This window comes from Methylobacterium nonmethylotrophicum, from assembly GCF_004745635.1.
Classification (GTDB): domain Bacteria; phylum Pseudomonadota; class Alphaproteobacteria; order Rhizobiales; family Beijerinckiaceae; genus Methylobacterium; species Methylobacterium nonmethylotrophicum.
In genome coordinates, this window is the sequence record NZ_SRLB01000056.1 from 1 (window position 1) to 25,856 (window position 25,856).

Consider the following 25,856-nt stretch of genomic DNA (forward strand, 5'->3'; position numbering starts at 1 on the left):
GGCCCGGACTGTGCAGAAGACGTTTCAGCGCCCGGTCCGCGGAAGCGGCCGGCGCCGATGGGTGGTCGTATAGGCCCGCGGGCCGGGACCCGTCAACCCCTCTGCAAAACTTTCGCGACAGGGCCCCTCCCCTCCCCGTCCAGGAACGGAACGGGCGCGGCACAGAGCCAGTGCCGCATGGCGTCGAAGGTTCGGGCCGCGAAGGCCACGAGCGCGTCGGCATCGCCGCTTTCCGCTTCGTCGGCGAGGCGGTGGCGAAACGCCTTCCACATCGCGCCGGTCTCGCGCCCGTGGGCGGCGTAGTACCGGCAGCCGGTCTCCGCGGTGAGGCCGAGCTGCCGGCCGATGTGCTTGGCGATCACCTGCCCGCCGAGCGTCGAGCCTTCGAGGACGTAGAGCGCACCGAAGGCCTCGGGCCGGCTCCGCGGCAGGACGGCGTCGGGGCGTGGCAGCGCCCGGATCTCTGCCGCGTCGAGGCCGAGATGGCGCAGGTCGGCATCGAGGTACCCGAGCCGGCGACGCGGACCGAAGAAGGCTTCGTCGTCCAGCATCCCGGCGAGGGCCGGCTCGAGGACGGCGTGGAAGCCCCGGAACCGGGCGAGGAGCGCGCGGTAGCCGTCGAGGGTGGCGACGCGGGTCTCCCAGGCGAGATCGCGCTCGATCGCCTCGTGCGCCTCGCGGGTCTCGGCCCGCAACCGCTCCAGAATGTCGCTCACGCGGTGACCGTGAAGCAGGCGCCAGGGCGGTTCTCGACTTCGAGCCGGGCATTGATCTGGTCGAGCATGGCCCGGATCAGCTTCATGCCGAGGCCGGTGCCGCGGGCCGGCGCGTCGGGCCAGCCGGTCGGAAGGCCTTTGCCCTCGTCGCAGACCGAGAGCCTCACCCGCCCCTCCGCCTCGCCGACGACGCTGACGGCGACGCGCCCGCCCGCGTCCGCGTAGGCGTACTTGAAGGCGTTGGTGATCAGCTCGGTGGCGATCAGCGAGAGCGCCACGGCCTTGCGGTAGGGCACCATCAGGCCGGGCTCGGCGTCGAGGTCGACGGCGTGCCCCTCCCCCGCCATGCCGGCGAGATCGGCGCAGAGAGTCTCGATCGTCTGGCCGAGATCGACCTCGTCGACGCTCTCGGCCTGGTAGAGGCTGTCATGGACCCGCGCCACGCTCATCACCCGGGCTGCGGTCTCGGCGAAGGCGGCCTGCGAGGCCGGATCGGTGACCTGGCGGCGCTGCATCTGCAGGAAGGCCGAGACGATCTGGAGCGAGTTCTTGACCCGGTGGTCGATCTCGCGGGTGAGCAGGTCCTTCTGGGCGAGCAGGCGCTCCTTGTCGGCGAGCAACCCGGTCAGCTCGGCGATCTTGCGGCGCTGGCGCAGCACCACGCCCTCGACGGCCTGGGCGAGCGCCTCGGCGATGCCGACCTGCCACGGTGCGAAGGGCTCGGAGACGCCGCGGCGCTCCTCCACCCAGCGCTCGAACGAGCGCCGGGGCAGCACCGCCACCGGTCCGCTGCCGGCGAGGACGGGCTTGCGCGGGTCGCCGCCCCAGGTGACCGTGCTCGGCACCTCGGGCCGGAACCACAGGAGCAGGTGACGGCGCTCGGCATCGACGAAGGCGGCCAGCAGGCCGCTGGCGCAGGCCGCGAAGGGCGCGCTCGGCGGATGGGCGGCGGCGAACTCGGCCGTGGCGTAGCTGGTGCGGTCCGGGGGCAGCGTCGCGCGGAGCCAGGCGGCGATCGTCAGGATGGCGTCGGGCGGCGGAGTCTCGCCGAGGGCTCGGACCGCATCGTCCGAGACGGTGGCGGCGCCGCGGGCGTCGAACAGGTCGAGCAGGGTGTGGGCGTTCTCGGTCAGCGCGCTCACGAAATCCTCGGAGCGGGCGAGCTCGCGCACCAGCTCGCTCTCGAGCGCCAGATGGGCCTGCTGCTCCTGCCACAGGCGCCGGCTCTCCAACTCGTAGACCCGCATCGCGAAGGCCTCGGCCAGCACGGTGGCGGCGGCCCGGGTCTCCGGCGCGACGTAGTGCGGCCGGCGGTGATGGCCGATCATCAGCCCCCAGAGCCTGCCCTCGACCAGGATCGAGACCGACATCGACCCGTTGACGCCGAGGTTGCGCTGGTACTCGAGGTGGATCGGCGACAGGCTGCGGGCCTGGGCGAAGGTGAGGTCGACCGGGGCGTTGGCGGTCGCCGCCGTCGCCACGAGCGGCACCGGCACGTAGTCGCGATCGATGACGAAGCGGCTCTTCGAGCGGGTGTAGAGGGCGCGGGCCTGGGCCGGGATGTCGGAGGCGGGAAACCGCAGGCCGAGCAGGCTGCGGGTCCAGGCCGGATCCTTGTCCTCGGCGATCGCCGCGCCGTTCCAGTCCGGATCGAAGCGGTAGACCAGGACGCAGTCGAAGCCCGTCAGCGCCCGGGTCTCGCGGGCCGCGACCTGGGCGGCGCCGTCCAGCGTGTCGGCGCCGCGCAGGCGGGCGATGGCGAGCTCGGTGTCGAGCTGGCTCGCCGAGCGGAAATCCTCCGGATGGGCCGGCGCCAGTTCGAGCTCGACGATGAGCCGCTCGCCGTTGCGGTGGGCCACCGCCTCGACCGGCAGGCCGGCGGCCGGCAGCACGATGCGCTGGCGCACGATGCGGCCGGGATCGACCGCCTCGCCCTGCAGGCTCTCGCGGATTTGCTCGACGAGGCCGCCATCCAGCACCTCGGCCAGGGGCAGGCCGAGGGGATCCCGGTCGAGGGCGTCGCGCACATTGCTGCTGCAGGCGACCACGGTCAGGGACTCGACGTCGGCGGCGACCAGGACGGCGTGGGGCTGGATCGCGCCCGGGACGTGGATCGGCTCCTGCTCGCACAGGCTCGGATCGACCGGCTCGGCCCGCACCCGCTGGCTCACCGCCGCCTGCACGGCCTCGCGGCGGTGGCCGTGCGCCAGCGCCTCGACCGGCTCGGTGATGATCCAGTAGCGGCCGGGCTGCGCCGCCTGGCGCAGGGTGATCCGCACCTGCATCGGCCGCGGGTCGAAGCCGTAGACGAACGAGAAGGTGTGATCGAGCCGACCCCGCCGCACGCCTTCGCGGAAGCGGCCGTAGAAATGCGGCAGGTGCGTGCAGGGCGCGATGTCGGTGAAGAAGTTGCGGCCGATCACCCGCTCCGGCCGGCGGCCCGAGAAGGCGCCCTCGGCGCGGTTGTAGAGGTGGATGACGCCGTCACCGTCGATCTGGATCACGCCCTGCCGCAGGGCGTCGAGGTCGTGCGGCGCGAGCGCGTCGAGGTCGATCGTCGGTGCCGTCGTCTGGTCGGGCAAGGTCACGGTTGTCCCAGAAAATCGCCGGCCCGAAACGACCATGCGTCGCACGACGGATCCCGCACCTTATCGGCTTCCCGTTCGGAACGGAACCGCAACGGCGGCGGGCCCGCCGCTCCATCCTGCGGCGTCACCGGGTCCCGCCCGTCCGCGCCGCCACGGCCCTGACGGCGCTCTGCAGCCCCTCCTCGAGGGTCGGGTGGTAGAAGGGCCGGTCGAGGAAGGTCGCGGCTGTCCAGCCCTCCTGCACCGCCACCGCCATCAGGTGGGCGAGGTGCTCGATCTTGGGCCCGATCATCGCGGCCCCGGTCAGGCGGCCGTCGGGATCGGCGTAGACCCGGATCAGGCCGGCGGCCCGGTCCATCGCCCGGGCGCGGCCCTGGTCGGCGAAGGCGGTCTCGCCGACGACCCAGTCGCGGGCCGCCTCCGGGTCGAAGGCCCGGCCGATCGCGGCGATCTGCGGATCGGTGAAGACCAGGGCGAAGGCCGGCCAGGGCGGGGGCGCCTCGACCTGGGGGAAGCGCGCGGCGTTGCCGCCGGCGATCCAGCCCTGGCGCTGGGCCTCGTGCAGCACGGGGTGCTCCTGGTTGGCGTCGCCCGCGATGAAGACCGGGGCGGTGCCGCACTGGAGCGTGCGCGGGTTGAAGTCCGGCAGGCCGTCCTCGTCGCACGCGATCCCGGCCGCCGCGAGGTCGAGGCCGGACAGGTTCGGCGGGCGTCCGGCGGCGGCGAGCACCCGCGCGAAGGTGCCGCTCTCCTGCCCGCCCGCCTCGGGGCGCCAGGTCAGCCGCACCCCGTCGCCCCCCGCCTCCGCCGATTCCACCGTCGCGCCGAGCCGCAGGTCCAGTTCGGCGCCGATCAGCGCGGCGGCGCAGGCCGCGACCTCGGGATCGCGGGTGCCCCCGACCGCCCCGGCCGGATCGAGGAGCGTCACCCGCACGCCGAGACGGGCCATGGCCTGGGCGAGCTCGAGCCCGACCGGGCCGGCGCCCAGCACCGCGAGCGACTCGGGCAGCGTCTCGATCTCGAACAGGGTGTCGGTGGTGAGGACGCGGTCCGCCACCGGTCGCAAGGGCGGTGGCAGGCTCGGGGTCGAGCCGGTGGCGATCACCACCGCGCCGGCGGCGACCCGGGTGTGGTCGTCGACGAGGAGCGTGGTCGGGTCCGAGAAGCTGGCGGTGCCGGAGAGGCGCAGGTCGGCGGGGATGCGGGCGAGCCCCTCGAAGACCGAGGCAACGAAGCCGTCCCGCAGGGCCCGCACGCGCCGCATCACGGCGGCGCCGTCGACCCGGACCTCGCCCACCGTGATCCCGAAGATCCCGGTCCCGCGGGCGTCGTGGGCGGCCCGCGCCGCTTCGATCAGCAGCTTCGAGGGCATGCAGCCGACCCGCGCGCAGGTGGTGCCGCCGGGGCCGCGCTCGATCAGGACCGCGCGGGCGCCCGCCCTCGTGGCTGCGCCATGCGCGGCGAGCCCGGCCGTGCCGGCGCCGATGACCGCGACGTCGCAGGCCAGTTCACGCATCTCTGATCCCCTCGGGCTCTCCCGGCGCGGCACGGGAGGCGATGCGGCGGGTCCTGCCAGCAGGCAACTTCGATCGTGGACGATTCGTTCCCGTGCGTCAGGGTTTTGCTGCCCCGTCGCCCTTGCTCTCGCCCTCCGCCAGGAGGCCGCTCACGAAGCCGGCGAGGCCGACCTGGCGCTCGCGGCGCAGGTGCTCGGCGGCGAGGATCGCCTCCAGGGTCTTGAACGAGCGGTCGAGGTCGTCGTTGACCAGCACGTAATCGTACTCGGACCAGCGCTCGATCTCGGTGCGGGCGTTGAGCAGGCGGCGCTCGATCGTCTCGGCGGAATCCTCGGCCCGACGCTCGAGGCGGCGGCGCAGCTCGGCGAGGCTGGGCGGCAGGATGAAGATCGTCACCACGTCGTCGCGCAGCTTGGCGCGCACCTGCCGCGTGCCCTGGTAGTCGATGTCGAAGATCATGTCGCGGCCGGCCGCCAGCGCCTTCTCCACCGGGCTCCGGGGCGTGCCGTAGTAGTTGCCGTGCACCTCGGCCCATTCGAGCAGGTCGTCGCGCTCGCGCAGACGCTTGAAGGCGTCGCGGTCGATGAAGCGGTAGTGCTGGCCGTCGATCTCGGAGGGGCGGCGCGCCCGCGTGGTGACCGAGACGGAGAGGTCGAGGCCCCATTCGGGCCGCTGGGCCAGGGCGCGGGTCAGGGTCGTCTTGCCCGCCCCCGAGGGCGAGGAGAGGATCAGCACCAGGCCCCGGCGCGCCACCGGTGCGTTCAGGAGTTCGGAGCCCACAGTCGAAGCCATCGCGTTGCACTACCCTTTCGCCGGCACCGCCGGGACCTCGCCGGCTCCCGTCGGCATCGCCCGGCGGAGCCGGCGACGCGACCCGAACCCGTGCGGTCCCTCGCGGGGCGCCACCGTACCGACCGTCCGTTTCGAGACCATTCCCGAGATCCGTCCCAATGCCGCTCGCTCGGCGAACGCGCAACCGGGGAGGTGACGGCAGGCCGGGAACGTCAGGCCGGGACAAGGGCCGGGTGGCAGCCGCCTACTCGACGTTCTGGACCTGCTCGCGGAACTGCTCGACCACCGCCTTGAGGTCGAGGCCGATGCGCGAGAGCGCGACGTCGTTGGCCTTGGCGCACAGCGTATTGGCCTCGCGGCCGAGCTCCTGGGCCAGGAAGTCGAGGCGGCGCCCGACGGCGCCGCCGGCGGAGAGCAGATCACGGGCGGCGGTGAGATGGGCGCGCAGGCGGTCGATCTCCTCGCGCACGTCGGCGCGCGCCGCGAGCAGCACCGCCTCCTGGTGCAGGCGTGCCGGATCGAGGCCGCCCGCCTCCATGAGGGCCGCGACCTGCGCGGCGAGGCGCGCCTTGACGGCCTCCGGCTTGCGGGCCGGGCAGGCCTCCGCCGCCTCGACGAGGTCCGCCATGACGGCGAGCTGGCCGCCGACGATGTCGGAGAGCGCCCGCCCCTCGGCGCGGCGGCCCTCGGCCAGGGCCTCGACCAGCCGGAGGGCGGCGGCCGCGAGGTCGCGCCGCAGCGCCTCGTCGTCGCTCGCTTCCTCCTCGACCTCGACCACGCCGCGCACGTGCAGGAGACCGTCGACGGAGGGCAGCGTGATGCCGAGCGGCATCGGCACCCGGGTTACCGCCTCGGCCAGCGAGGCGAGGAGCGCCTCGTTGATGCGCACCCGCGGCGCGGCCTCGGCCCGCGACAGGGTCAGGGTGAGATGGCAGGTGCCGCGGCTGAACCGCTTCTGCACGACGGCGCGGGCCTCCTCGCCGACGGCGTCGAGGCCTGCCGGCACCCGGACCCGGACCTCGAGCCCGCGCCCGTTGACGCTCTTCAGCTCCCAGGCCCAGTGCGCGGGACCGGTGGTCCCGGCCTCCCGGGCGAACCCCGTCATGCTGGCGATGGCCATGGTCTCGTCGTCCGGTCAGGGGTTGCGCAGGACCGGAACGGTCTTGGGCGAGTTCAGGTCGAAGGTCTTGTTGCGCAGGGGATCGCGGGCGGTGCCCTCGGAGGCGTCGAAGGCGCGGGAGCGGACGGTGTTCGCCTCGCTGCCGTCATAGGCCAGCGGGGCGCCGGGCAGGCCGGTGCGCGGGGGCAGGGCCGCGGGGTCGGCCTGCGGCGGCTCGACCTTGTCGACGCCGACGGCCGAGGCCGGATCGGCCGCGGCCTTCGCCTTCTCGACCTGGCGCCAGCGGGCGACGTTGCGGTTGTGGGCCTCCAGCGTCTCGGCGAAGACGTGGCCGCCGGTGCCGTCGGCGACGAAGAACAGGTCCTTGGTCCGCGACGGGTTGGCGACGGCCTCGAGGGCGGCGCGGCCCGGATTGGCGATCGGGCCCGGCGGCAGGCCCTCGATCGCGTAGGTGTTGTAGGGCGTCACCCGGTCGATCTCGGAGCGCAGGATGCCGCGCCCGAGGGTGCCGCGCCCGCCGACCAGCCCGTACACGATGGTCGGGTCGGACTGCAGCTTCATGCGCTTCTGCAGGCGGTTGACGAACACGCCGGCGACCCGCGGCCGCTCGTCGGCCCGCCCGGTCTCCTTCTCGACGATGGAGGCCAGCGTGACCATCTCCTGGGGCGTGCGCACCGGCACCTCGGGCGAGCGGCGGGCCCAGATCTGGCTCAGGACCTCGCGCTGCTTGGCGCGCATCAGGTTCAGGATCTTCTGGCGCGAGTCGCCGCGCTCGAACTTGTAGGTGTCGGGGAGCAGGCTGCCCTCCGGCGGGGTCTCGTTGATGTCGCCGGTGAGGATGTCGTTGTCGTTGAGGCGGCCGACGATCTGCTCGCTCGTCAGCCCCTCCGGGAAGGTGATGGCGTGCTGCACCGACCGGCCCTGGACCAGGACGTCGATCACGTCATCGATGCTGGCATGGGCCTTGAAGTTGTACTCGCCGGCCTTGAGCGCGGCCTTGCGGCCGAAGCGGGCGGTCAGCTCGAACAGCATCGGGTGCGTGATCACGCCCTCGCGCTTGAGCAGGTCGGCCATCTCGCCGACGCTGGAGCGCGGCACCACCACGACCTTGTCGGCGGGGAGCGGCCCCGCCTCGTTGGTCTGGCGCTCCAGCACCACGAGGCCCAGGATGGCGCCTAAGCCGAGGATGACGAACAGGGTCAGGAAGCCGCTCACCGCCGCGAGCAGGCCGCCGCGCTCGCGCACCGGCTTCTCGGGCGGCGGCGGGGCCGCGGTCGGCTTGATGGCCTCGCTCGGGCTGCGCGGGGCGAGCCGGTTGGGCGGGCTCACCGGCTCCGGCGCGCCCGGCGCCGGGTCCTGCGTCTTCGATCTGCGAAACATGGCGGTCCTGTCGTGGCGCGTCCGGGGAGCCGGCCGGTGGACGCGCGTGCCGGCCCGAAAGGGCGGGAAGCGACCGAGACCCTAGCAAGTTTTATGGCGAAATGGAGCCGGGAGCGCGAGGGCGGCCGGGAATACGAAAGCCCCTCCGGCGGGCAGGAGAGGCTTTTCCGAGCGGCCGGGGATTGAGGAGCCGGACGGTCGACCCGCCCGGCGACCGGCGGTCAGTCCGCCCGGCGCAGGATCAGCGAGGCGTTGGTGCCGCCGAAGCCGAAGGAGTTCGAGAGCGCGATGTCGACGGTCCGGCGCTTCGCCTCGTGCGGCACGAGGTCGATTGCGGTCTCGACCGACGGGTTGTCGAGGTTGAGGGTCGGGGGCACGACGCCGTCGCGGATCGCCAGGATCGAGAAGATCGCCTCGATGGCTCCCGCAGCCCCGAGCAGGTGGCCGGTGGCCGACTTCGTCGAGGACATCGCCACGTCGGTGGCGTTGCCGAGCAGGCGCTCGACGGCCTTCAGCTCCAGCTCGTCGCCGAGCGGGGTCGAGGTGCCGTGGGCGTTGATGTAGTCGATCTCGGACGGGTCGATGCCGGCCCGCTTCACCGCCGCGCTCATGCAGCGATAGGCCCCGTCGCCGTCCGGCGAGGGCGAGGTGATGTGATAGGCGTCGCCCGAGAGGCCGTAGCCGATCACCTCGGCGTAGATCCTCGCGCCCCGGGCCTTGGCGTGCTCGTACTCCTCGAGCACCACCACGCCGGCGCCCTCGCCCATCACGAACCCGTCGCGGTCGCGGTCGTAGGGGCGGGAGGCGCGCTGCGGCGCGTCGTTGAAGCCGGTCGAGAGCGCCCGGCAGGCGGCGAAGCCGGCGAGCGAGAGCCGGTTGATCGGCGACTCGGCGCCGCCGGCCAGCATCACGTCGGCATCGCCGAGCGCCACCAGGCGCGCGGCGTCGCCGATCGCGTGGGCGCCGGTCGAGCAGGCCGTCACCACGGCGTGGTTCGGCCCTTTCAGCCCGTGGGCGATCGAGACCTGGCCCGAGGCCAGGTTGATGATCCGGCCCGGGATGAAGAACGGCGAGATCCGCCGCGGCCCCTTCTCGAACAGGGTCACCGAGGCATCGTAGATGCCGCCGATGCCGCCGATGCCGGAGCCGATGAGGACGCCGGTGGCGCACTGGTCCTCGTGGGAGGTTGGGTGCCACCCGGCGTCGTCGAGCGCCTGGCCGGCCGCCGCCATCGCGTAGACGATGAAGGGATCGACCTTGCGCTGCTCCTTGGGCTCCATCCACCGGTCGGGGTTGAAGGTGCCGTCGCTCCCGTCGCCGAGGGGGATCGAGCAGGCGATCTTGCACGCCAGATCCGATACGTCGAAGGCCTCGACGCGGGCGGCGCCGCTTTGCCCCTCGATGAGGCGGCTCCACGTGACGTCGACGCTGCTGCCCAGCGGCGACACCATCCCGAGGCCCGTGACGACGACTCGACGCATCGCGTTATCCCGACCCGATCCCATGACGGAAGCGTGTGATCCTGTTGGTGATGAGAACGCCGGCGATCAGCCGGAGTTCTTCTCGAGGAACTTGATCGCGTCGCCGACCGTCTGGATCGTCTCGGCGGCGTCGTCCGGGATCTCGACGTTGAACTCCTCCTCGAACGCCATCACCAGCTCGACCGTGTCGAGGCTGTCGGCGCCCAGATCGTCGATGAAGTTCGCGTTCGGGGTCACCTTCTCGGGCTCGACGCCCAGGTGATCGACGACGATCTTCTTCACCCGGTCCGCGATATCGCTCATCGTATGGGTCCTTAAGTTACTGCTCGTGGAACTGTTCGGAGCCGCCGCGTGCGGGCGGAGCCCCGGGGAGAGTTCGTGATGCGGCCGGGCAGGCCGGTCGCGCATGTCGTGGAAAAGCCGCGGACGGCCGGGCCGTCAATCCCCTTGCACGGCCGGCGGGTGCTTAACACAGGGATTCCGCCCTGGCGAGGCCCGCTTCAGCTCCGGTTAAGGAAGCGTGCACCCGCCTGGGGAATGGGGCCCGTGTCCTCAGAACATCGCCTCAGAACATCGCCATGCCGCCGTTGACGTGCAGGGTGTGCCCGGTGACGTAGGCCGCCTCGTCGGAGGCGAGGTAGACCGCCGCCGCCGCGATCTCGGCGCCCTCGCCGAGGCGCCCCATCGGCACCGTGGCGAGGATGCCCTCGCGCTGCTTGTCGTTCAGCACGTCGGTCATCGGCGAGGTGATGAAGCCCGGCGCGATGCAGTTCACGGTGATCTTGCGGCTCGCCACCTCGGCGGCGAGCGCCTTGGTCAGGCCGACGAGGCCGGCCTTGGCGGCGGCGTAGTTGCCCTGGCCGGCATTGCCGGTGGCGCCCACCACCGAGCCGACATTGATGATGCGGCCGTAGCGGCGCTTCATCATGCCCTTCACCGCCGCCCGCGACAGCCGGAACGCCGCCGTCAGGTTCACGGCGATGACGCTGTCCCATTCCTCGTCCTTCATGCGCAGGAAGAGGTTGTCGCGGGTGATGCCGGCATTGTTGACGAGCACGTCGAGCCCGCCGAGGGCGGCTTCGGCCGCCGGCACCAGGGCCTCGACCGCCGCGGTATCGGACAGGTTGGCCTCGACGACGTGGACCCGCTCGCCGAGCTCGCCCGCGAGCGCCTCCAGCGCCTCGCGCCGGGTGCCCGACACCGCGACGTGGGCGCCTTGGCCGTGCAGCGCCCGGGCGATGGCACCGCCGAGGCCGCCGGTGGCGCCGGTGACGAGGGCCTTGCGGCCGCTGAGGTCGAACATGCTGGGAAACTCTCTCAGATCGTGAAGGCGGCGACGTCGCCGGACGTGCCGACCGGCGTGGCGGAGGCTCCCGCCGCGATGCGCTTGACGAGGCCCGACAGCACCTTGCCGGTGCCGATCTCGTAGAAGGCGTCGACGCCGGCCGCCGCCATCGCGGCGACGCATTCGCGCCAGCGCACGGTGCCGGTGACCTGCGCCACCAGCGCGTCGCGGATCGCCGCCGGCTCGCGCAGGGGGGCGGCCAGCACGTTGGCCATCACCGGCACGGCGGCGGGGCGCAAGGACACGGTGGCCAGCGCCTCGCGCATCGCCTCGGCGGCGGGCGCCATCAGGACGCAGTGGAACGGCGCGGAGACGTTCAGCATCACGGCGCGCTTGGCGCCGCGGCCCTGCGCCAGGGCGACCGCCCGCTCGACCGCCGCGCGGTGCCCGGAGACCACCACCTGGCCGGCGCCGTTGTCGTTGGCGACGTCGCACACGTCGGAGGTTCCGGCCTCGCCCCGCCGGGCCTCCGCCGCGACCTCCGTGGCAGCCGCGACGTCGAGGCCGAGCAGCGCCGCCATGGCACCCGATCCCACCGGCACCGCCCTCTGCATCGCCTCGCCCCGCAGGCGCAGGAGGCGCGCCGCGTCGCGGAGCGACAGGCTGCCGGCGGCGGCGAGCGCGCTGTACTCGCCGAGCGAGTGGCCGGCGACGTAGGCGACGTCGCGGGCGAGATCCAGGCCGCGCTCGGCCTCGAGCACCCGCAGGACCGCGAGGCTGGCGGCCATCAGGGCCGGCTGGGCATTGGCGGTGAGGGTCAGTTCCTCGGCCGGGCCCTCGAACATCAGCCGCGAGAGGTTCTGGCCCAGGGCCTCGTCGACCTCGGCGAAGACCGCCCGGGCGGCGGCATGGTCCTGGGCGAGGCCGGAGGCCATGCCGACCGCCTGGCTGCCCTGGCCCGGAAAGATGAAGGCGCGCGACACGTCCGGTGCTTCCTGCCCTTGGGGATGCTGCGGCGGGACGCGGCCCGTGGCCGCGGCACGCAGCGATTGGGCGGCGCCACTCGCAGAGCGGCCGGCCATAGTCAAGCGTGGCCGGGACGCAAAATCCGCGGTCCCCGCGGCGGAGGCGCCGATCGGGCTCAGGCCTCGTTGACGAAGTCGACCTCGCCGGTATCGAGGCTGTAGGCGGCGCCCACGATCCGGGGCGTCCTCTCGGCGGGCGGGCCGAGCAGGTCCGGCTCGGAGGCGGTGCGCAGGCGCTGCACCACCCGGCTCACGTCGGCCCGCACGGCGTTCTCGACGAGGGCGCCGCCCTTGTCGCGCACGCCGAGCACCGCCGGCACGATCGGCTCGATCATCTGGCCGATCGCGCCCGGAAAGACGATGTTGCGCCTCACCACGTCCACCGCCGCCGCGACGGCGCCGCAGCGGCCGTGGCCCATCACCGGGACCAGCGGCACGCCGAGCTTGGCCACCGCGTACCGGATCGCGCCGAGCGCCGTCGACACGACGGCGCTCGGCGCGAGGGCCGGGGCGACCGCGGTGGCGGCGATGGGCGCGCCGCGGGCGCAGCCGCAGCCGAGCGGAGGGCGCCGGCTCATACCCTGGCGCCTTCGAGCGGGACCGCCGGGCGCGGTGGGCCCGCGATCACCGATGCTTGTTGCAAAACGGCATCTCGTGTAGGGAGGCGGAATCCCGAGATGTTTCGTTTGACCAAGGAAAGGGGTCGCGCATGGCTCGCGTCACCGTTGAGGACTGCATCGACAAGGTCGAGAACCGCTTCGAGCTGGTGCTGCTCGCCGGCCACCGGGCCCGCCTGCTCTCCTCCGGCGCCCCGCTCACCATCGACCGCGACCGCGACAAGAACCCGGTCGTGGCCCTGCGCGAGATCGCCGACGAGACCATCACGCCCGACGACCTCAAGGAGCAGCTGATCCACTCGCTGCAGAAATACGTCGAGGTCGACGAGCCGGAGGCCGAGGCGGTGCCGCTGCTCTCGAGCTCCCCCGCCGCCGCCGCGGTGGCGCCGCAAGGCTCGAGCGACGACGGCGACATCCAGTTCGACCGCATGAGCGAGGAGGACCTGCTGCGCGGCCTCGAGAACCTGGCGCCCCCGACCGAGACCGAGGATGAAGGCGACTGAGCCTGCCCGGCGATCCGTCCGCGCGCGAGAGTTCCTCCGCGCGAGAGAGACAGGTGCGCGAGAGACGGCAACCCGGCCGCGAGGCCGGGTTTTTTCGTGGCCCTCCCGCAAAGCGGGGCTGCCGCGACGTTTAGGGGCTGGCGCCGCCGCCCGTTCGGCTCGATAGTTGCCCCCGGACCTCCACAAGCGTCGTCGGCGTTCAGCGCACCCGAACCGATTCGGCACGCCGCGACGCCTCTCGCGCCGGCCCGTGCCGGCGCGCTCCGGTGCGCGAAGGAGACCAGCGGCGGATGATGCGCCAGTACGAGCTCGTCGAGCGGGTCAAGGCCTACAATCCCGGCGCCGACGAGGGGCTGCTGAACCGGGCCTACGTCTACGCGATGCGGGCGCACGGCACGCAGAAGCGCGCCTCGGGGGATCCCTTCTTCGCCCACCCGCTCGAGGTGGCCGCCATCCTCACGGATCTCAGGCTCGACGACGCCACCATCGTGGCGGCGGTGCTGCACGATACGGTCGAGGACACGGCGGCGACGCTCGACGAGATCAACCGGGTCTTCTCGCCCGAGATCGGCAAGCTCGTCGACGGTCTGACCAAGATCAAGCGCCTCGACCTGGTCTCGAAGCGGGCGGCGCAGGGAGAGAACTTCCGCAAGCTGCTGCTCGCCATCGCGGCGGACGTGCGGGTGCTGCTCGTCAAGCTCGCCGACCGGCTGCACAACATGCGCACCCTGCAGCACATGCCGGCGGAGAAGCGGGCCCGCATCGCCCAGGAGACCCTCGACATCTACGCGCCGCTGGCGAGCCGGATGGGCATGCAGGAGCTGCGCGAGGAGCTGGAGGACCTCTCATTCGTCAACCTGAAGCCCGACGTCTACGCCACGATCGCCAAGCGCCTCTCCGACCTCTCGGCGAGGTCCGAGAAGCTGGTCGAGAGCATCGAGCGCGACCTGACCGCGAAGCTGGCCCTCTCCAACATCACCGCCACCGTGAAGGGCCGGCAGAAGCGCCCCTACTCGATCTGGAGCAAGATGGAGCGCAAGTCGGTCGCGTTCGAGCAGCTCTCCGACATCTTCGGGTTCCGGATCGTCGTCGACACCGTCGACACCTGCTACCGGGCGCTCGGGGTCGTCCACACGACCTGGCCGATGGTGCCGGGGCGCTACAAGGACTACATCTCGACCCCGAAGCAGAACGACTACCGCTCGATCCACACCACCGTGATCGGGCCGAAGAGCCAGCGCGTCGAATTGCAGATCCGCACCCGGGAGATGGACGAGATCGGCGAGTACGGCATCGCCGCGCACGCGCTCTACAAGGACGGCGCGCCGCATCTGGCCACCGAGAGCGGCGCCTACCAGTGGCTGCGCCGCACGATCGAGCTCCTCGCCGAGGGCGATAGCCCCGAGGAGTTCCTGGAGCACACCAAGCTCGAGCTGTTCCAGGACCAGGTCTTCTGCTTCACCCCGAAGGGACGCCTCATCGCCCTGCCCCGGGGCGCGACCCCGATCGACTTCGCCTACGCGGTCCACACCGACGTCGGCAACACCGCGGTCGGCGCCAAGATCAACGGCCGGATCGCGCCCCTCCTCACCGAGTTGCAGAACGGCGACGAGGTCGAGATCGTCCGGGCCGACGGCCAGACTCCGCCGGCGGCCTGGGAATCCCTCGTCGTGACCGGCAAGGCCCGGGCCGCGATCCGGCGCGCCACCCGCTCGGCGGTGCGGCGGCAATATGCCGGCCTCGGTCGCCAGATCCTCGACCGCGCCTTCGAGCGCGCCGGCAAGAATTTTTCCGACGAGAAGCTGCGCGGCGCCCTCCCGCGCCTCGCCCGGCAGTCCACCGAGGACGTGTTCGCGGCAGTGGGCCGGGGCGAGATGTTCTCCGGCGACGTCGTGAAGGCGGTCTATCCCGACTACAAGGACGAGCGCCGCGGCGCCGCGGCGAGCCAGGCCGCCCCCGGAGCCCCGCGCCCGCACGTCAACGGCGCCGGGCGGCTCTCCCTCGACAAGGACCAGACGGTGCGCCTGACCTGGCCGGGCAAGCCCGGCGCGACGAAGGGCGGCGAGAAGGGCGCGCCGGAGGACGGCGCGATCCCGATCCGCGGCCTCGACCGCGACCTGCCGGTGCGCTTCGCCCCCGACGGCGGGGCGGTGCCGGGCGACCGGATCGTCGGCATCCTCACCCCCGGCGAGGGCGTGACCATCTACCCGATCCAGTCGCCGGCGCTCGCCGCCTTCGACAACGAGCCGGAACTCTGGCTCGACGTCCGCTGGGACGTCGACGGCGCCTCCAACCAGCGCTTTCCAGCCCGCCTCGCCCTGCAATCGATCAACGAGCCCGGCAGCTTCGCGCAGATCGCCCAGGTGATCGCCGACCACGACGGCAACATCGACAACATCTCGATGAAGCGCCGGACCCAGGACTTCACCGACGTCACGATCGACCTCGCGGTCTGGGACCTCAAGCACCTCAACGCCATCGTGTCGGAGCTGCGGGCCAAGCGGGTGGTGAGCCGGGTCGACCGGGTGAACGGGTGATGCGCGATGCGGGACGGCGTCGTCCCGCATCGCGGCGTGGAGAACGGCATTGCGCCAGCGACCGTCCCCCGGCATTCCCCGGTTGCGGGCGGTCGGCCGTTGCAGGAGACGACACCGCGCATCCGGCAAAGCCTCGGGCGTCGTGCACGATGCCGTCCTTGCAATGCGGCGGTTGGACATCTGCTGCCGAAGCAATGATCGGGCATTTCAGCAGCGATGTCACTGCTGTTATTGATGTATCCAATCTGAGAACGGATAAATGCCATTTTCCATGTTGTAAGGTGTTAGATTTATTTTTAGAAATAAGAAATATGTTTTTACGAACGTATCGAGACATTCACTGTCCATCGAAGTTGCAAGAGAATCGGATCTATCGCGCGGGATCGATTGCGGGATATGGGATTTTATCTTACGCTGTTGGTATTGCCGAGCAGCGATGGAGGCAGGTGTGACGGTCGATCAATCCTGGCCCGGCGAGCCGTGGCCGGTCATCGGCAAACTCCTCGGCGAGGAGCAGCCCGACGGGCGGATCGACAAGTCCCAGAACGTGAGCGGTATCGCCAGCACCCAACTTGAGGGCGCGGTGCGCTACGGCCTCGTCATCGACGATGAAAGCCAAGCCACCCAGCTGGTGATGGTCGAGCGGCAGCACCTGAAGGTCGGTGCCACGATCAGGTTGATCGACGACGTGAACAAGAAAGGTCATCCGCTCGAACTCGACGGCGAGGGCGTGGCGTACGCGGACGGGCATTTCTACGTCGTGGGATCGCACGGACATCCGCGGGACAAGGAAAAGAGGCTCGATCCCGGGCGCGACGCCGAGATCATCAGGCGGCGGACGGTGGCCAGCAGCCGGCTCGTCAGGATCGCCTTGACCGAAGCGGACATCAAGGCGGGGTTCGGGCAGGAGCAGCTCGACGCGACGTTCGCGCAGACCGGGCGCCTGCGCACGGTCCTCAGCCGCGAGCCGCTCCTGGCGCCCTTCCTGTCCCGCCCGCTCGACGAGAACGGGCTGACGATCGAGGGCCTGGTGGCGCGCCACGACCGCCTCTATGTCGGCCTGCGGGCGCCGTCGCTCGGCGGGGACGCGGCGGCGGTCCTGTCGGTCAAGGCCGCGGCGATCTTCACCGACACGGACGAGGTGGCGCCTGAGCTGCACCTCCTGCGCCTGGGGCCGGGGCGGGGCGTGCGCGATCTCGCGGCGTCACCCTGGGGTGCCCTCGTCCTCGCGGGACCATCCGGGGAGGTTCCGGGCCCCTACTCGATCTATCACTGGGACTACGGTGCGACGCTCGAACTCGTCGGCGAGATTCCGTCCGTCCCCGGCAAGGCGCCACGCAAGCCCGAGGCCCTGCTCTACCTGACGAGCGAAGCATCGAGCGCGTGGGTGCTGGTCCTCTTCGACGGCGGGAAGGAGGGCGAGCCGCGTCCGTTGCGCATCCGCCTGCCGAGCGGGCTCGCCGCGGTCGGCGGCTGACCGCGCAGGCCGGCAGGATTGCACGGAGGTCGGCGCGCTGCCACAAGCCCCGGCACATGCGACGCTCCACCGACCATTGAAGGGTGCGATGACCTCCGACGACGTCCTCGATGAATTCCGCTCCGCCGGCGCCCTGCTCGAGGGCCATTTCGTGCTGTCGTCCGGCCTGCACAGCCGGGTCTTCCTGCAGAAGATGGCGATCTTCACCGATCCGGTCCGCACCGCGCGGGTCTGCGCGGCGCTGGCCGAGCGGATCGCGGATCGCTACGGCGCGATCGACTACGTCGTGTCGCCGGCGATCGGCGGCATCGTGCCGGGCTACGAGACCGCCCGGGCGCTGGGCGCCCGGGCGATCTTCGTCGAGCGCGACCCCGGCGGGCCGTTCGCCTTGCGTCGCGGCTTCCAGATCCCGAAGGGCGCCCGCGCGGTGATGGTCGAGGACATCGTCACCACCGGCCTGTCGTCGCGCGAGTGCCTGGCGGCCCTGGCCTCCGAGCCCGGCGAGGTGGTGGGTGCGGCCTGCCTGATCGACCGCTCGGGCGGCAAGGCCGATCTCGGCCTGCCCCTGGTCGCCCTCGTCACCCTCGACATCCCGAACTACCCGGCCGACCAGCTGCCGCCGGACCTCGCGGCGATGCCGGCGGTCAAGCCCGGCAGCCGCGCCCTGCCGGGCGCCTGAGGCGAGGCCTCCGGACCTCCCGCGGCGCGCCACCGTCGTCCCTTGACAGGCGCGGCGGCGCGCTCTTAGCTGCGCGCATTGCGGCCGCTGTTCCGGTGTGCGGCACCCGTGCTGATTGCCCCCGACCTGATAATACTAAGGGGTGATGATTCGCTCGCAGCGGCTTTTCTCGCAAGTGATTTTACGTGCGGCCGTACCGCATTGCCTAAGGATAACGAATGCCTGTTCACCCGCGCAGTGCTCTTTTCATCGACGGCGCCAACATCTACGCCACCACCAAGGCCCTCGGCTTCGACATCGATTACCGGAAGCTGCTGGCCGATTTCCGGGCGCGCGAGAATCTCGTCCGCGCCTTCTACTACACCGCCCTGGTCGAGGACCAGGAATACTCGTCGATCCGGCCCCTGATCGACTGGCTCGACTATAACGGCTACCGTGTCGTGACCAAGCCGGTGAAGGAATTCACCGACTCCACCGGCCGCCGCAAGGTCAAGGGCAACATGGACATCGAGCTGACGATCGATGCCATGGAGCTCAGCCCCTATATCGACCACATGGTGCTGTTCTCCGGCGACGGCGACTTCCGGCCGCTGGTGGCCGCGTTGCAGCGCCGGGGCGTGCGGGTCACCGTGGTCTCGACGGTGCAGACCCAGCCGCCGATGGTCGCCGACGAGTTGCGCCGCCAGGCCGACGACTTCGTCGACATCGTGCAGCTGATCCCGCGCATCGGCCGCGAGCAGGGCGACCGCCCGCCGCGCCCGCCGCGCAGCCTCGGCCCCGACGGGCCGCGCGATCTGGGTCCGCGCGATCTCGGCGAGCGCGCGCCCCGCACCGCCGTGAACCTCGAGAACCGCTACGGCATCCGCCAGGACGACGAGGACGACGCCGAGGATTGAGCCCCGGCAACGAACCGGGCCGGGGGGCTCAGCCGCCGGCCCGGGCCAGCGCCTCGAGGCCGCGCCGCGTCGCGACCGGCGCGGTCCAGCCCAGGGCATCGAGTCCGGCGGCGCGGGCGACGAGGGATCCGGCGAGCCGCTCGCGCAGCTCCCCCCGCCCGGTGAGGTCCAGGAGCGCCCCGAGAAGCGGCGCGGGCAGCGGCAGCAGCCCGGGCCGGCGCCCGAGGCCGGCCCGCAGGGCGGAGATCATCTCCGGCACGGTGAGCGGCTCGGCCTCGCTCACGATCAGCGGCCGGCGCAGCGGGCCCGGCGCCCGCAGCACCGCGTCGACGGCATCGCTCAAGGATTCCACCGAGACCAGTGAGCGGCGCCCCGCGAGGCCCCCGAAGGGCAGCGGGTAGGGCGCGCCGGCGAGCCGCATCAGCGCCGCCATGTTGCCCTTCTGGCCCGGCCCGTAGACCAGCACCGGCCGCAAGGCCGCGTAGTCGATGTCGATGCCGGCCAGGGCCTCCTCGGCGGCGAGCTTGGAGCGGCCATAGGCGTCGGTCGGGGCCGGCGCATCGGCCTCTGTGAGGATTCCCTCGGCCGAGGGACCGCTCTGGGCCCGGATCGACGACAGGAAGACGAAGCGGCGCACCCGGGCCCGGGCTGCCGCCTGGGCGAGGCCGCGGGTCGCCTCGGTGTTGAAGGTCCGGTAATCGTCCTCCGGCGCGCCCGACATCGCGTGGGCGAGCCCGGCCGAGTGCACCACCGCGTCGGCGCCGGAGAGGGCCGCCGCCATGTTCTGCGGCCGGGCGAGATCGCCCACCACCGCGCCGCTGGTGCCCGGCGGCAGCTCCACCGGCCGGCGCAGCAGCACCCGCACCCGGTAGCCCCGGGCCGCCAAAGCCGCCAGGAGGTGGCGGCCGATGAAGCCGGTCGAGCCCGTGAGGGCGACGAGGGGTGCGGTCATGCGGCGGCGTTCCTGACGGCGGGCAGGGCGAAGAGCCGGAGCAGGGCGGCGACGAGCCCGGCGCCGAGAGCGAGCGCGGCCAGCGACGTGACCCAGCCCGGCGCCGCCAGGGTCGCGGCGGCGAGCAGCGCCAGGACGAGGTTCACGGCGAAGACCGACCCGACCACGAACGGCACCGAGCGGCCGTTGGTCGTGGCGCGCTGGTACCAGTGGCTGCGATGCGCCTGCCAGACCGGCTCGCCGGCGAGCGCCCGCCGCCCGAGGGTCAGGGTCGCGTCGGCGAGAGAGTAGAGCGGCAGCAGGATCGCGGCGGCCAAGCCTCCCCCAGCCAAGCCTCCCCCAGGCGAGCCTCCCTCCCCGGCGAGCCGATAGAGGAGCCAGGCGACGAGGAGGCCGATCGGCAGCGACCCGACATCGCCGAGGAAGAGCTTGGCCACCGGCCGGTTGAACGGCGCGAAGCCGAGAAGACCCCCGAGCAGGGCCCCGGCCACCAGCGTCGCGTGATCCGGCAGATGGCCGGCGAGGCCGAACGCCACGAGGGCGCCGAGCAACGGCACCATCTCGGCGACCGTCATCCAGTCGAGCCCGTCCATGAAGTTGACGAGGTTCACGAACCACAGCCCGGCCAGGACCGCGAGGCCGCGCTCGAGCCAGAGCGGCAGGCCGGGGATCAGCTGCCCGCCGGCGGCGGCAAGCACCAGCATCACGGACGCCGCCTGGAGCGGCAGGCGCAGGCTCACCGACAGGGGCCGGATGTCGTCGACGGCGCCGATCAGCGCGAGGAACACGGTGCCGGTCGCGAGCGCCGCGACCTCGCCGCCGGGCGCGCCGGCCAGCAGGAGAATGGCGGCCAGGGCCGCCGCCACCACCGCGATGCCGCCGCCCTGCGGCGTCGGCACCCGGTGGCTCGACCGGGCATTCGGCCGCGCCAGGGCGTAGCGCAGGAGCAACGGGCGCAAGAGCACGATCAGCCCCGCCGAGAGACCGGCGGCGAGCGGAACGGCGACGAGGGGGGCGAGCGGCGGCATGCGGCAGTGATGGAGATGACTCGGATCCGGCGAGCGGCGCGGACCACCCCTACCCCACCGGCCCCGCCGCAGCCAGACCGCCGGTCAGGCCGGCGAGGCGAGCGGCTTGCCCTTCTCGACGATGTAGGTGCTGAGGATGCGCACCGGCTTGGCTCCGCTCTTCGATCCGGCATGGGGCGTGCCCGCCGGCACCTGGAAGCTGTCGCCGGCCTTCAGGGTACGGGTCGGCTGGCCCTCGATCGGCAGCTCGATCTCGCCGTCGAGCACGTAGCCCGCCTCGATCCCCGGATGGGTGTGGCGGCCGACGAGCACGCCGGGCTCGATCTCGACCTCGGCGGTGATCGTGACGTAGCCGGGCGCCGGCCCCTCGGTCTGGCCCAGGACCTTGCGCTTCACCCCCGGCGTGGCGGCGGGCGGCGACTGCGCCCCGGCATCGGTGGCGAGAAAGCCGGTCAGGCTGCAGATCGCGCACGAGGCGAACCCCGCGAAACCGCGGCGCGTGAGCATGGTGTTCCTCCCTCGGCCGCGCTCTCTTCGGTCGGCGCGGTCGCGGGAGTTTGCGCCGGTCTCATGGACAGTCAAGGGCGGGCGATAGACTGGACGCCTGCTCGACGGATCTTGTCCGACACTCCCACCCGCGCCCTCATCCTGAGGTGACCGGCGATCGGAGATCGCTGAGCCTCGAAGGAGGGCTCCAGAAGCCTCCGCAAGCCCTGGAGCCCTCCTTCGAGGCACGCTTCGCGTGCACCTCAGGATGAGGGCGCGGGTGGGGTAGGCTGATTTCGGCCCGATGACGGGTGAGAATTGAGTCTGTGCTCCGAGCAGGGCAACCGGCGCGGATCCGCGCCGGTCTGTTCCCATGAGCCCCCCTCAGAACACCTCTTCCCGCCGCGGCTCCGCATCCTCCGCCTCGCGCCGGGCGATGGCGCGCTCGACGACCTTGGCGAGGCCGACCATGATCGTGTCGAGGGCGTAGTCCTTCGGGGTGTAGATCGCCGCCACGCCCATGTTCTTGAGCACCAGCTCGTCCTCGGGCGAGATGATGCCGCCGACGACGACCGGGATGTGGTCGAGGCCCTGCTGGCGCAGGAGCGACCGGACCTCGCGTACCAGCGGCACGTGCGAGCCCGACAGGATCGACAGGCCGATGATGTGGGCGTTGCGCTCGCGCGCCTTGGCGACGATCTCGGACGGGGTCTGGCGGATGCCGTCATAGGTCACGTCGAAGCCGACGTCGCGGGCGCGCAGCGCGATCTGCTCGGCGCCGTTCGAGTGCCCGTCGAGGCCCGGCTTGCCGACGACGAGCTTCGGGGTCTCGCCCAAGCGCTCGCCGAGATCGGCGATGAGCAGGCGCGCCTCCTCCGCCGCGCCCGAGGTGACGGTCTCGGGCGTCACGCCGGTCGGGGCGCGGTACTCGCCGAAGACCTGGCGCAGGCGCTCGCCCCACTCGCCGGTCGTCACGCCGGCCTTGGCGCAGGCGATCGAGGCCGGCATCACGTTGCGGCCCTCGCGCGCCGCCGCCTCCAGCTCGTCCAGGGCGGCCGCGACGGCGGAGGCGTCGCGCTGGGCGCGCCAGGCCTTGATGCGGCTCTGCGCCTCCATCTCGACGGTCTCGGAGACGGTGAAGATCGCCCCGTCGCCGGCGGTGAGCGGCGAGGGCTCGCCGTTCTGGAACTTGTTGACGCCGACCACGACCTGCTCGCCGCGCTCGATCGCGGCGATGCGCCTCGCATTCGATTCGACCAGCGCCCGCTTCATCGTCCCGGTCTCGATCGCCGCGACCGCGCCGCCGAGCGCCCCGATGCGGGCGAGCTCCGCCCGGGTCTCGGCCTTCAAGGCCTCGACCTTGGCGTCGATGGCGACCGAGCCGTCGAAGATGTCGTCGTATTCGAGGAGGTCGGTCTCGAAGGCGAGGATCTGCTGCATCCGCATCGACCATTGCTGGTCCCAGGGGCGCGGCAGGCCGAGCGCCTCGTTCCAGGCCGGCAATTGCACCGCGCGGGCCCGCGCCCGCTTCGAGAGCGTCACGGCCAGCATCTCGATCAGGATGCGGTGGACGTTGTTCTCCGGCTGCTGCTCGGTGAGGCCGAGCGAGTTCACCTGCACGCCGTAGCGGAAGATGCGCTTCTTCGGGTCGTCGATGCCGTAGCGCTCGCGGGTGATCTCGTCCCAGAGATCGCAGAAGGCCCGCATCTTGCAGATCTCGGTGACGAAGCGCAGGCCGGCATTGACGAAGAACGAGATCCGCCCGACCACGTCGGCGAAGCTCTCCTCGTCGAAATCGGGGTCGTCCCGCACCGTGTCGAGCACCGCGATGGCGACCGCCAGCGCGTAGGAGAGTTCCTGGACCGGCGTCGCCCCCGCCTCCTGCAGGTGGTAGGAGCAGACGTTCATCGGGTTCCACTTCGGAACCTCGCGGGTCGTGAACAGGATCACGTCCTTGGTGAGCCGCAGGGACGGCCCGGGCGGAAACACGTAGGTGCCCCGCGACAGGTATTCCTTGATGATGTCGTTCTGGGTCGTGCCCTGGAGGGCCGAGAACGGCGCCCCCTGCTCCTCGGCGACCGCGAGGTAGAGCGCCAGCAGCCAGGGGGCGGTGGCGTTGATGGTCATCGAGGTGTTCATCTGGGCGAGCGGGATGTCCTGGAACAGGGTCCGCATGTCGCCGAGATGCGCGATCGAGACGCCGACCTTGCCGACCTCGCCGCGGGCGAGCTCGTGGTCGGGGTCGTAGCCGGTCTGGGTCGGCAGATCGAAGGCGACCGAGAGGCCGGTCTGCCCCTTGGCGAGGTTGCCGCGATAGAGCGCGTTCGATTCGGCGGCCGTGGAGTGGCCCGCATAGGTGCGGATGATCCACGGCTTGTCCCGCTTGACCTCCGGTTCGCCCATTCCACCCTCGCCTTCGTTGACCGGCCTCGCGGCGGGTTCGCCCGCCCTCAAAGCCCGGATGGTAGCCGTGCCCGGTTGAGCCGTCACCCTGACCTTGAGACCGACGAGTCTGCCTCGTCGCCAAAAGGGCTATTGGAGCCCCCTTGGAACGACGCTAGGATCCACGGTGCAGTGCAATATTTCAAGGGAGGGTCCACGATGGCAGCGAGCGCCGCGCTGGAACCGGTGGCCAAGGGTGGGACCCAGGTGAAGGACCTCTACGAGATCGGCGAGATTCCGCCGCTCGGCCACGTTCCGGCGAAGATGTATGCCTGGGCCATCCGCCGCGAGCGGCACGGGCCGCCGGAACAGTCGATGCAGATCGAGGTCCTGCCGACCTGGCCCATCGGCGACGACGAGGTGCTCGTCCTCGTGATGGCCGCCGGCGTCAACTACAACGGCGTCTGGGCCGGCCTCGGAGAGCCGATCTCGCCGTTCGACGTCCACAAGGCCCCCTTCCACATCGCCGGGTCGGACGCCTCGGGCATCGTCTGGGCGGTCGGCGCCAAGGTGAAGCGCTGGAAGGTCGGCGACGAGGTCATCGTCCACTGCAACCAGGACGACGGCGACGACGAGGAATGTAACGGCGGCGACCCGATGTTCTCGCCGTCGCAGCGCATCTGGGGCTACGAGACGCCGGACGGCTCCTTCGGCCAGTTCTGCCGGGTGCAGTCGCGCCAGCTGATGCGCCGGCCCCAGCACCTGACCTGGGAGGAGAGCGCCTGCTACACGCTGACGCTGGCCACCGCCTACCGGATGCTGTTCGGCCACGCGCCGCACACGATCAAGCCGGGCCAGAACGTGCTGATCTGGGGCGCCTCGGGCGGCCTCGGCGTGTTCGGCGTGCAGCTCTGCGCGGCCGCCGGCGCCAACGCCATCGCGGTGATCTCCGACGAGTCGAAGCGCGACTACGTCATGAGCCTGGGCGCCAAGGGCGTCATCAACCGCAAGGACTTCAACTGCTGGGGCCAGCTCCCGAAGGTCAACTCGCCCGAGTTCAACGAGTGGACCAAGGAGGCCCGCAAGTTCGGCAAGGCGATCTGGGACATCACCGGCAAGGGCAACGACGTCGACATCGTGTTCGAGCATCCGGGCGAGGCGACCTTCCCGGTCTCGGCGCTGGTGGTGAAGCGCGGCGGCATGGTGGTGTTCTGCGCCGGCACGACCGGCTTCAACATCACCTTCGACGCCCGCTACGTCTGGATGCGGCAGAAGCGCATCCAGGGCTCGCATTTCGCCCACCTGAAGCAGGCGGCGGCCGCCAACCAGTTCGTCATCGACCGCCGGGTCGATCCGTGCATGAGCGAGCTCTTCCCCTGGGACAAGATCCCGGAGGCCCACACCAAGATGTGGAAGAACCAGCACGCGCCGGGCAACATGGCGGTGCTGGTCAACGCGCCGCGGGCCGGCCTGCGGACCTTCGACGACGTGCTGGAGCTGTCGGGGTCGCGGTGACGCGGCCCGCGCTTCCCGCCGCATCGGCGAGTTGCTAGAACACCTCCGAACTGGGGCCGCGCGGGACCACACCCGCGCGGCGCGCATCTCGGACGAAACGACCCATGGAAAAGTTCACCGTGCTGGAAGGCGTCGCGGCGCCGCTGCCGATCGTCAACGTCGACACCGACCGCATCATCCCCAAGCAGTACCTCAAGACGATCAAGCGTACCGGCCTCGGCAAGGGCCTGTTCTCCGAGATGCGCTACCGCGACGACGGCTCGGAAAATCCCGACTTCGTCCTCAACCAGCCGGCCTACCGCAACGCCAAGATCCTGGTCGCGGGCGACAATTTCGGCTGCGGCTCGTCGCGCGAGCACGCCCCCTGGGCGCTCGCCGATTTCGGCATCCGCTGCATCATCTCGACGAGCTTCGCCGACATCTTCTTCAACAACAGCGCCAAGAACGGCATCCTGCTGATCACCGTGAGCCCTGAGGACCTGGAGAAGCTCCTCGACGACGCCGGTCGCGGCGCCAACGCGACGCTGACGATCGACCTCGAGAACCAGGTCATCAAGGGGCCGGACGGCGGCACCCTGCACTTCGACATCGATCCGGGCCGCAAGCACAACCTCATCAACGGCCTCGACGACATCGGCCTGACCCTCGAGAAGGCCCCGGCGATCGACGCCTACGAGCAGAAGCTCGCGGAGCGGCCCTGGGCCTGAGAGCCTATTTGACTGCCGAGAAGAGTATTAGACAGACTTGATCCATCCCATCCTCGACCTCATCCTGAGGTGCTGGCGATCGAAGATCGCACGTGAAAGGAGCCTCGAAGGAGGGCTCCAGAAGGCTCAGTGATCCCTGGAGCCCTCCTTCGAGGTCAGTCGATCTTCAATCG

At 71.4% G+C, this 25,856-nt stretch carries 22 protein-coding genes; 7 read left to right on the plus strand and 15 right to left on the minus strand.

The genetic code is table 11. The features are described 5' to 3' along the window. Positions 1-92 precede the first annotated feature (92 nt). The 11 genes from EU555_RS34080 to EU555_RS34130 form a co-directional block, all read right to left on the minus strand. Positions 93-716 carry a biliverdin-producing heme oxygenase gene (locus EU555_RS34080; protein WP_135419749.1) on the minus strand — a complete coding sequence of 208 codons (624 nt, stop codon included), beginning with the start codon at positions 714-716 and terminating at the stop codon, positions 93-95. After that, the gene (locus tag EU555_RS34085; protein ID WP_245524636.1) at positions 713-3,304 is read right to left on the minus strand and encodes a histidine kinase dimerization/phosphoacceptor domain -containing protein; all 2,592 of its coding nucleotides are present in this window, start codon (positions 3,302-3,304) and stop codon (positions 713-715) included. Before EU555_RS34085 ends, EU555_RS34080 begins: the two co-directional genes overlap by 4 nt. A 124-nt stretch (positions 3,305-3,428) precedes the next feature. After that, entirely contained in the window at positions 3,429-4,820 is a 1,392-nt protein-coding gene (locus tag EU555_RS34090) for a dihydrolipoyl dehydrogenase (RefSeq protein WP_135419750.1), read from the minus strand. Positions 4,821-4,917: 97 nt separating this feature from the next. Further along, positions 4,918-5,613 (minus strand): guanylate kinase, encoded by a 696-nt coding sequence (gene gmk / locus EU555_RS34095; protein WP_135419751.1) that lies wholly within the window; start codon positions 5,611-5,613, stop codon positions 4,918-4,920. Between the two features lie 244 nt (positions 5,614-5,857). Continuing rightward, positions 5,858-6,733: a YicC/YloC family endoribonuclease gene (locus EU555_RS34100; RefSeq protein WP_135419752.1), complete on the minus strand. Its 876-nt coding sequence runs from the start codon at positions 6,731-6,733 to the stop codon at positions 5,858-5,860. A gap of 15 nt (positions 6,734-6,748) precedes the next feature. After that, the gene (mltG, locus tag EU555_RS34105; RefSeq protein WP_135419753.1) at positions 6,749-8,113 is read right to left on the minus strand and encodes an endolytic transglycosylase MltG; all 1,365 of its coding nucleotides are present in this window, start codon (positions 8,111-8,113) and stop codon (positions 6,749-6,751) included. Between the two features lie 221 nt (positions 8,114-8,334). Next, positions 8,335-9,594, minus strand: a complete 1,260-nt coding sequence (gene fabF / locus EU555_RS34110; RefSeq protein ID WP_135419754.1) for a beta-ketoacyl-ACP synthase II — start codon at positions 9,592-9,594, stop codon at positions 8,335-8,337. A 66-nt stretch (positions 9,595-9,660) separates the two neighbouring features. After that, positions 9,661-9,897: an acyl carrier protein gene (locus EU555_RS34115; protein ID WP_048448006.1), complete on the minus strand. Its 237-nt coding sequence runs from the start codon at positions 9,895-9,897 to the stop codon at positions 9,661-9,663. 262 nt (positions 9,898-10,159) lie between these two features. Continuing rightward, on the minus strand, positions 10,160-10,897 hold the full coding sequence (fabG, locus tag EU555_RS34120; RefSeq protein WP_135419755.1) for a 3-oxoacyl-[acyl-carrier-protein] reductase: 738 nt from the start codon (positions 10,895-10,897) through the stop codon (positions 10,160-10,162). 14 nt (positions 10,898-10,911) lie between these two features. After that, positions 10,912-11,862, minus strand: a complete 951-nt coding sequence (fabD, locus tag EU555_RS34125) for an ACP S-malonyltransferase (protein ID WP_135419756.1) — start codon at positions 11,860-11,862, stop codon at positions 10,912-10,914. 158 nt (positions 11,863-12,020) lie between these two features. Next, complete coding sequence (locus EU555_RS34130) at positions 12,021-12,482, minus strand: carbonic anhydrase (RefSeq protein WP_135419757.1); 462 nt, start codon at positions 12,480-12,482, stop codon at positions 12,021-12,023. A 131-nt stretch (positions 12,483-12,613) separates the two neighbouring features. Between EU555_RS34130 and rpoZ the strand changes: the two genes are divergently transcribed. The 5 genes from rpoZ to EU555_RS34155 all read left to right on the plus strand — a co-directional run bounded on the left by rpoZ (position 12,614) and on the right by EU555_RS34155 (position 18,613). Then, positions 12,614-13,024: a DNA-directed RNA polymerase subunit omega gene (gene rpoZ / locus EU555_RS34135; RefSeq protein WP_135419758.1), complete on the plus strand. Its 411-nt coding sequence runs from the start codon at positions 12,614-12,616 to the stop codon at positions 13,022-13,024. A 290-nt stretch (positions 13,025-13,314) separates the two neighbouring features. Further along, on the plus strand, positions 13,315-15,561 hold the full coding sequence (locus tag EU555_RS34140) for a RelA/SpoT family protein (protein WP_135419759.1): 2,247 nt from the start codon (positions 13,315-13,317) through the stop codon (positions 15,559-15,561). A gap of 448 nt (positions 15,562-16,009) precedes the next feature. Further along, positions 16,010-17,038 (plus strand): DUF3616 domain-containing protein, encoded by a 1,029-nt coding sequence (locus EU555_RS34145; RefSeq protein ID WP_167858754.1) that lies wholly within the window; start codon positions 16,010-16,012, stop codon positions 17,036-17,038. A gap of 88 nt (positions 17,039-17,126) precedes the next feature. Next, positions 17,127-17,717, plus strand: coding sequence for an orotate phosphoribosyltransferase (pyrE, locus tag EU555_RS34150; RefSeq protein ID WP_135419761.1), 591 nt, complete (start codon positions 17,127-17,129; stop codon positions 17,715-17,717). 218 nt (positions 17,718-17,935) lie between these two features. Next, positions 17,936-18,613 (plus strand): LabA-like NYN domain-containing protein, encoded by a 678-nt coding sequence (locus tag EU555_RS34155; RefSeq protein WP_135419762.1) that lies wholly within the window; start codon positions 17,936-17,938, stop codon positions 18,611-18,613. 28 nt (positions 18,614-18,641) lie between these two features. On the opposite strand, the gene EU555_RS34160 is transcribed toward EU555_RS34155, so the two are convergent. The 4 genes from EU555_RS34160 to EU555_RS34175 form a co-directional block, all read right to left on the minus strand. Next, positions 18,642-19,565 (minus strand): NAD-dependent epimerase/dehydratase family protein, encoded by a 924-nt coding sequence (locus EU555_RS34160; RefSeq protein ID WP_135419763.1) that lies wholly within the window; start codon positions 19,563-19,565, stop codon positions 18,642-18,644. Continuing rightward, positions 19,562-20,593, minus strand: coding sequence for an MraY family glycosyltransferase (locus EU555_RS34165; RefSeq protein WP_135419764.1), 1,032 nt, complete (start codon positions 20,591-20,593; stop codon positions 19,562-19,564). Before EU555_RS34165 ends, EU555_RS34160 begins: the two co-directional genes overlap by 4 nt. Positions 20,594-20,677: 84 nt before the next feature. Further along, a complete protein-coding gene (locus EU555_RS34170) occupies positions 20,678-21,100 on the minus strand; it encodes a cupin domain-containing protein (RefSeq protein WP_135419765.1) in 423 nt (140 codons plus the stop codon). A gap of 363 nt (positions 21,101-21,463) precedes the next feature. Beyond that, positions 21,464-23,482 (minus strand): protein meaA, encoded by a 2,019-nt coding sequence (locus EU555_RS34175; RefSeq protein ID WP_135419766.1) that lies wholly within the window; start codon positions 23,480-23,482, stop codon positions 21,464-21,466. Positions 23,483-23,680: 198 nt separating this feature from the next. On the opposite strand from EU555_RS34175, the gene ccrA reads away from it, so the two are divergent. Then, a complete protein-coding gene (ccrA, locus tag EU555_RS34180) occupies positions 23,681-24,976 on the plus strand; it encodes a crotonyl-CoA carboxylase/reductase (RefSeq protein WP_135419767.1) in 1,296 nt (431 codons plus the stop codon). A 104-nt stretch (positions 24,977-25,080) separates the two neighbouring features. After that, a complete protein-coding gene (gene leuD / locus EU555_RS34185; RefSeq protein ID WP_135419768.1) occupies positions 25,081-25,683 on the plus strand; it encodes a 3-isopropylmalate dehydratase small subunit in 603 nt (200 codons plus the stop codon). The last annotated feature ends 173 nt before the right edge of the window (positions 25,684-25,856 follow it).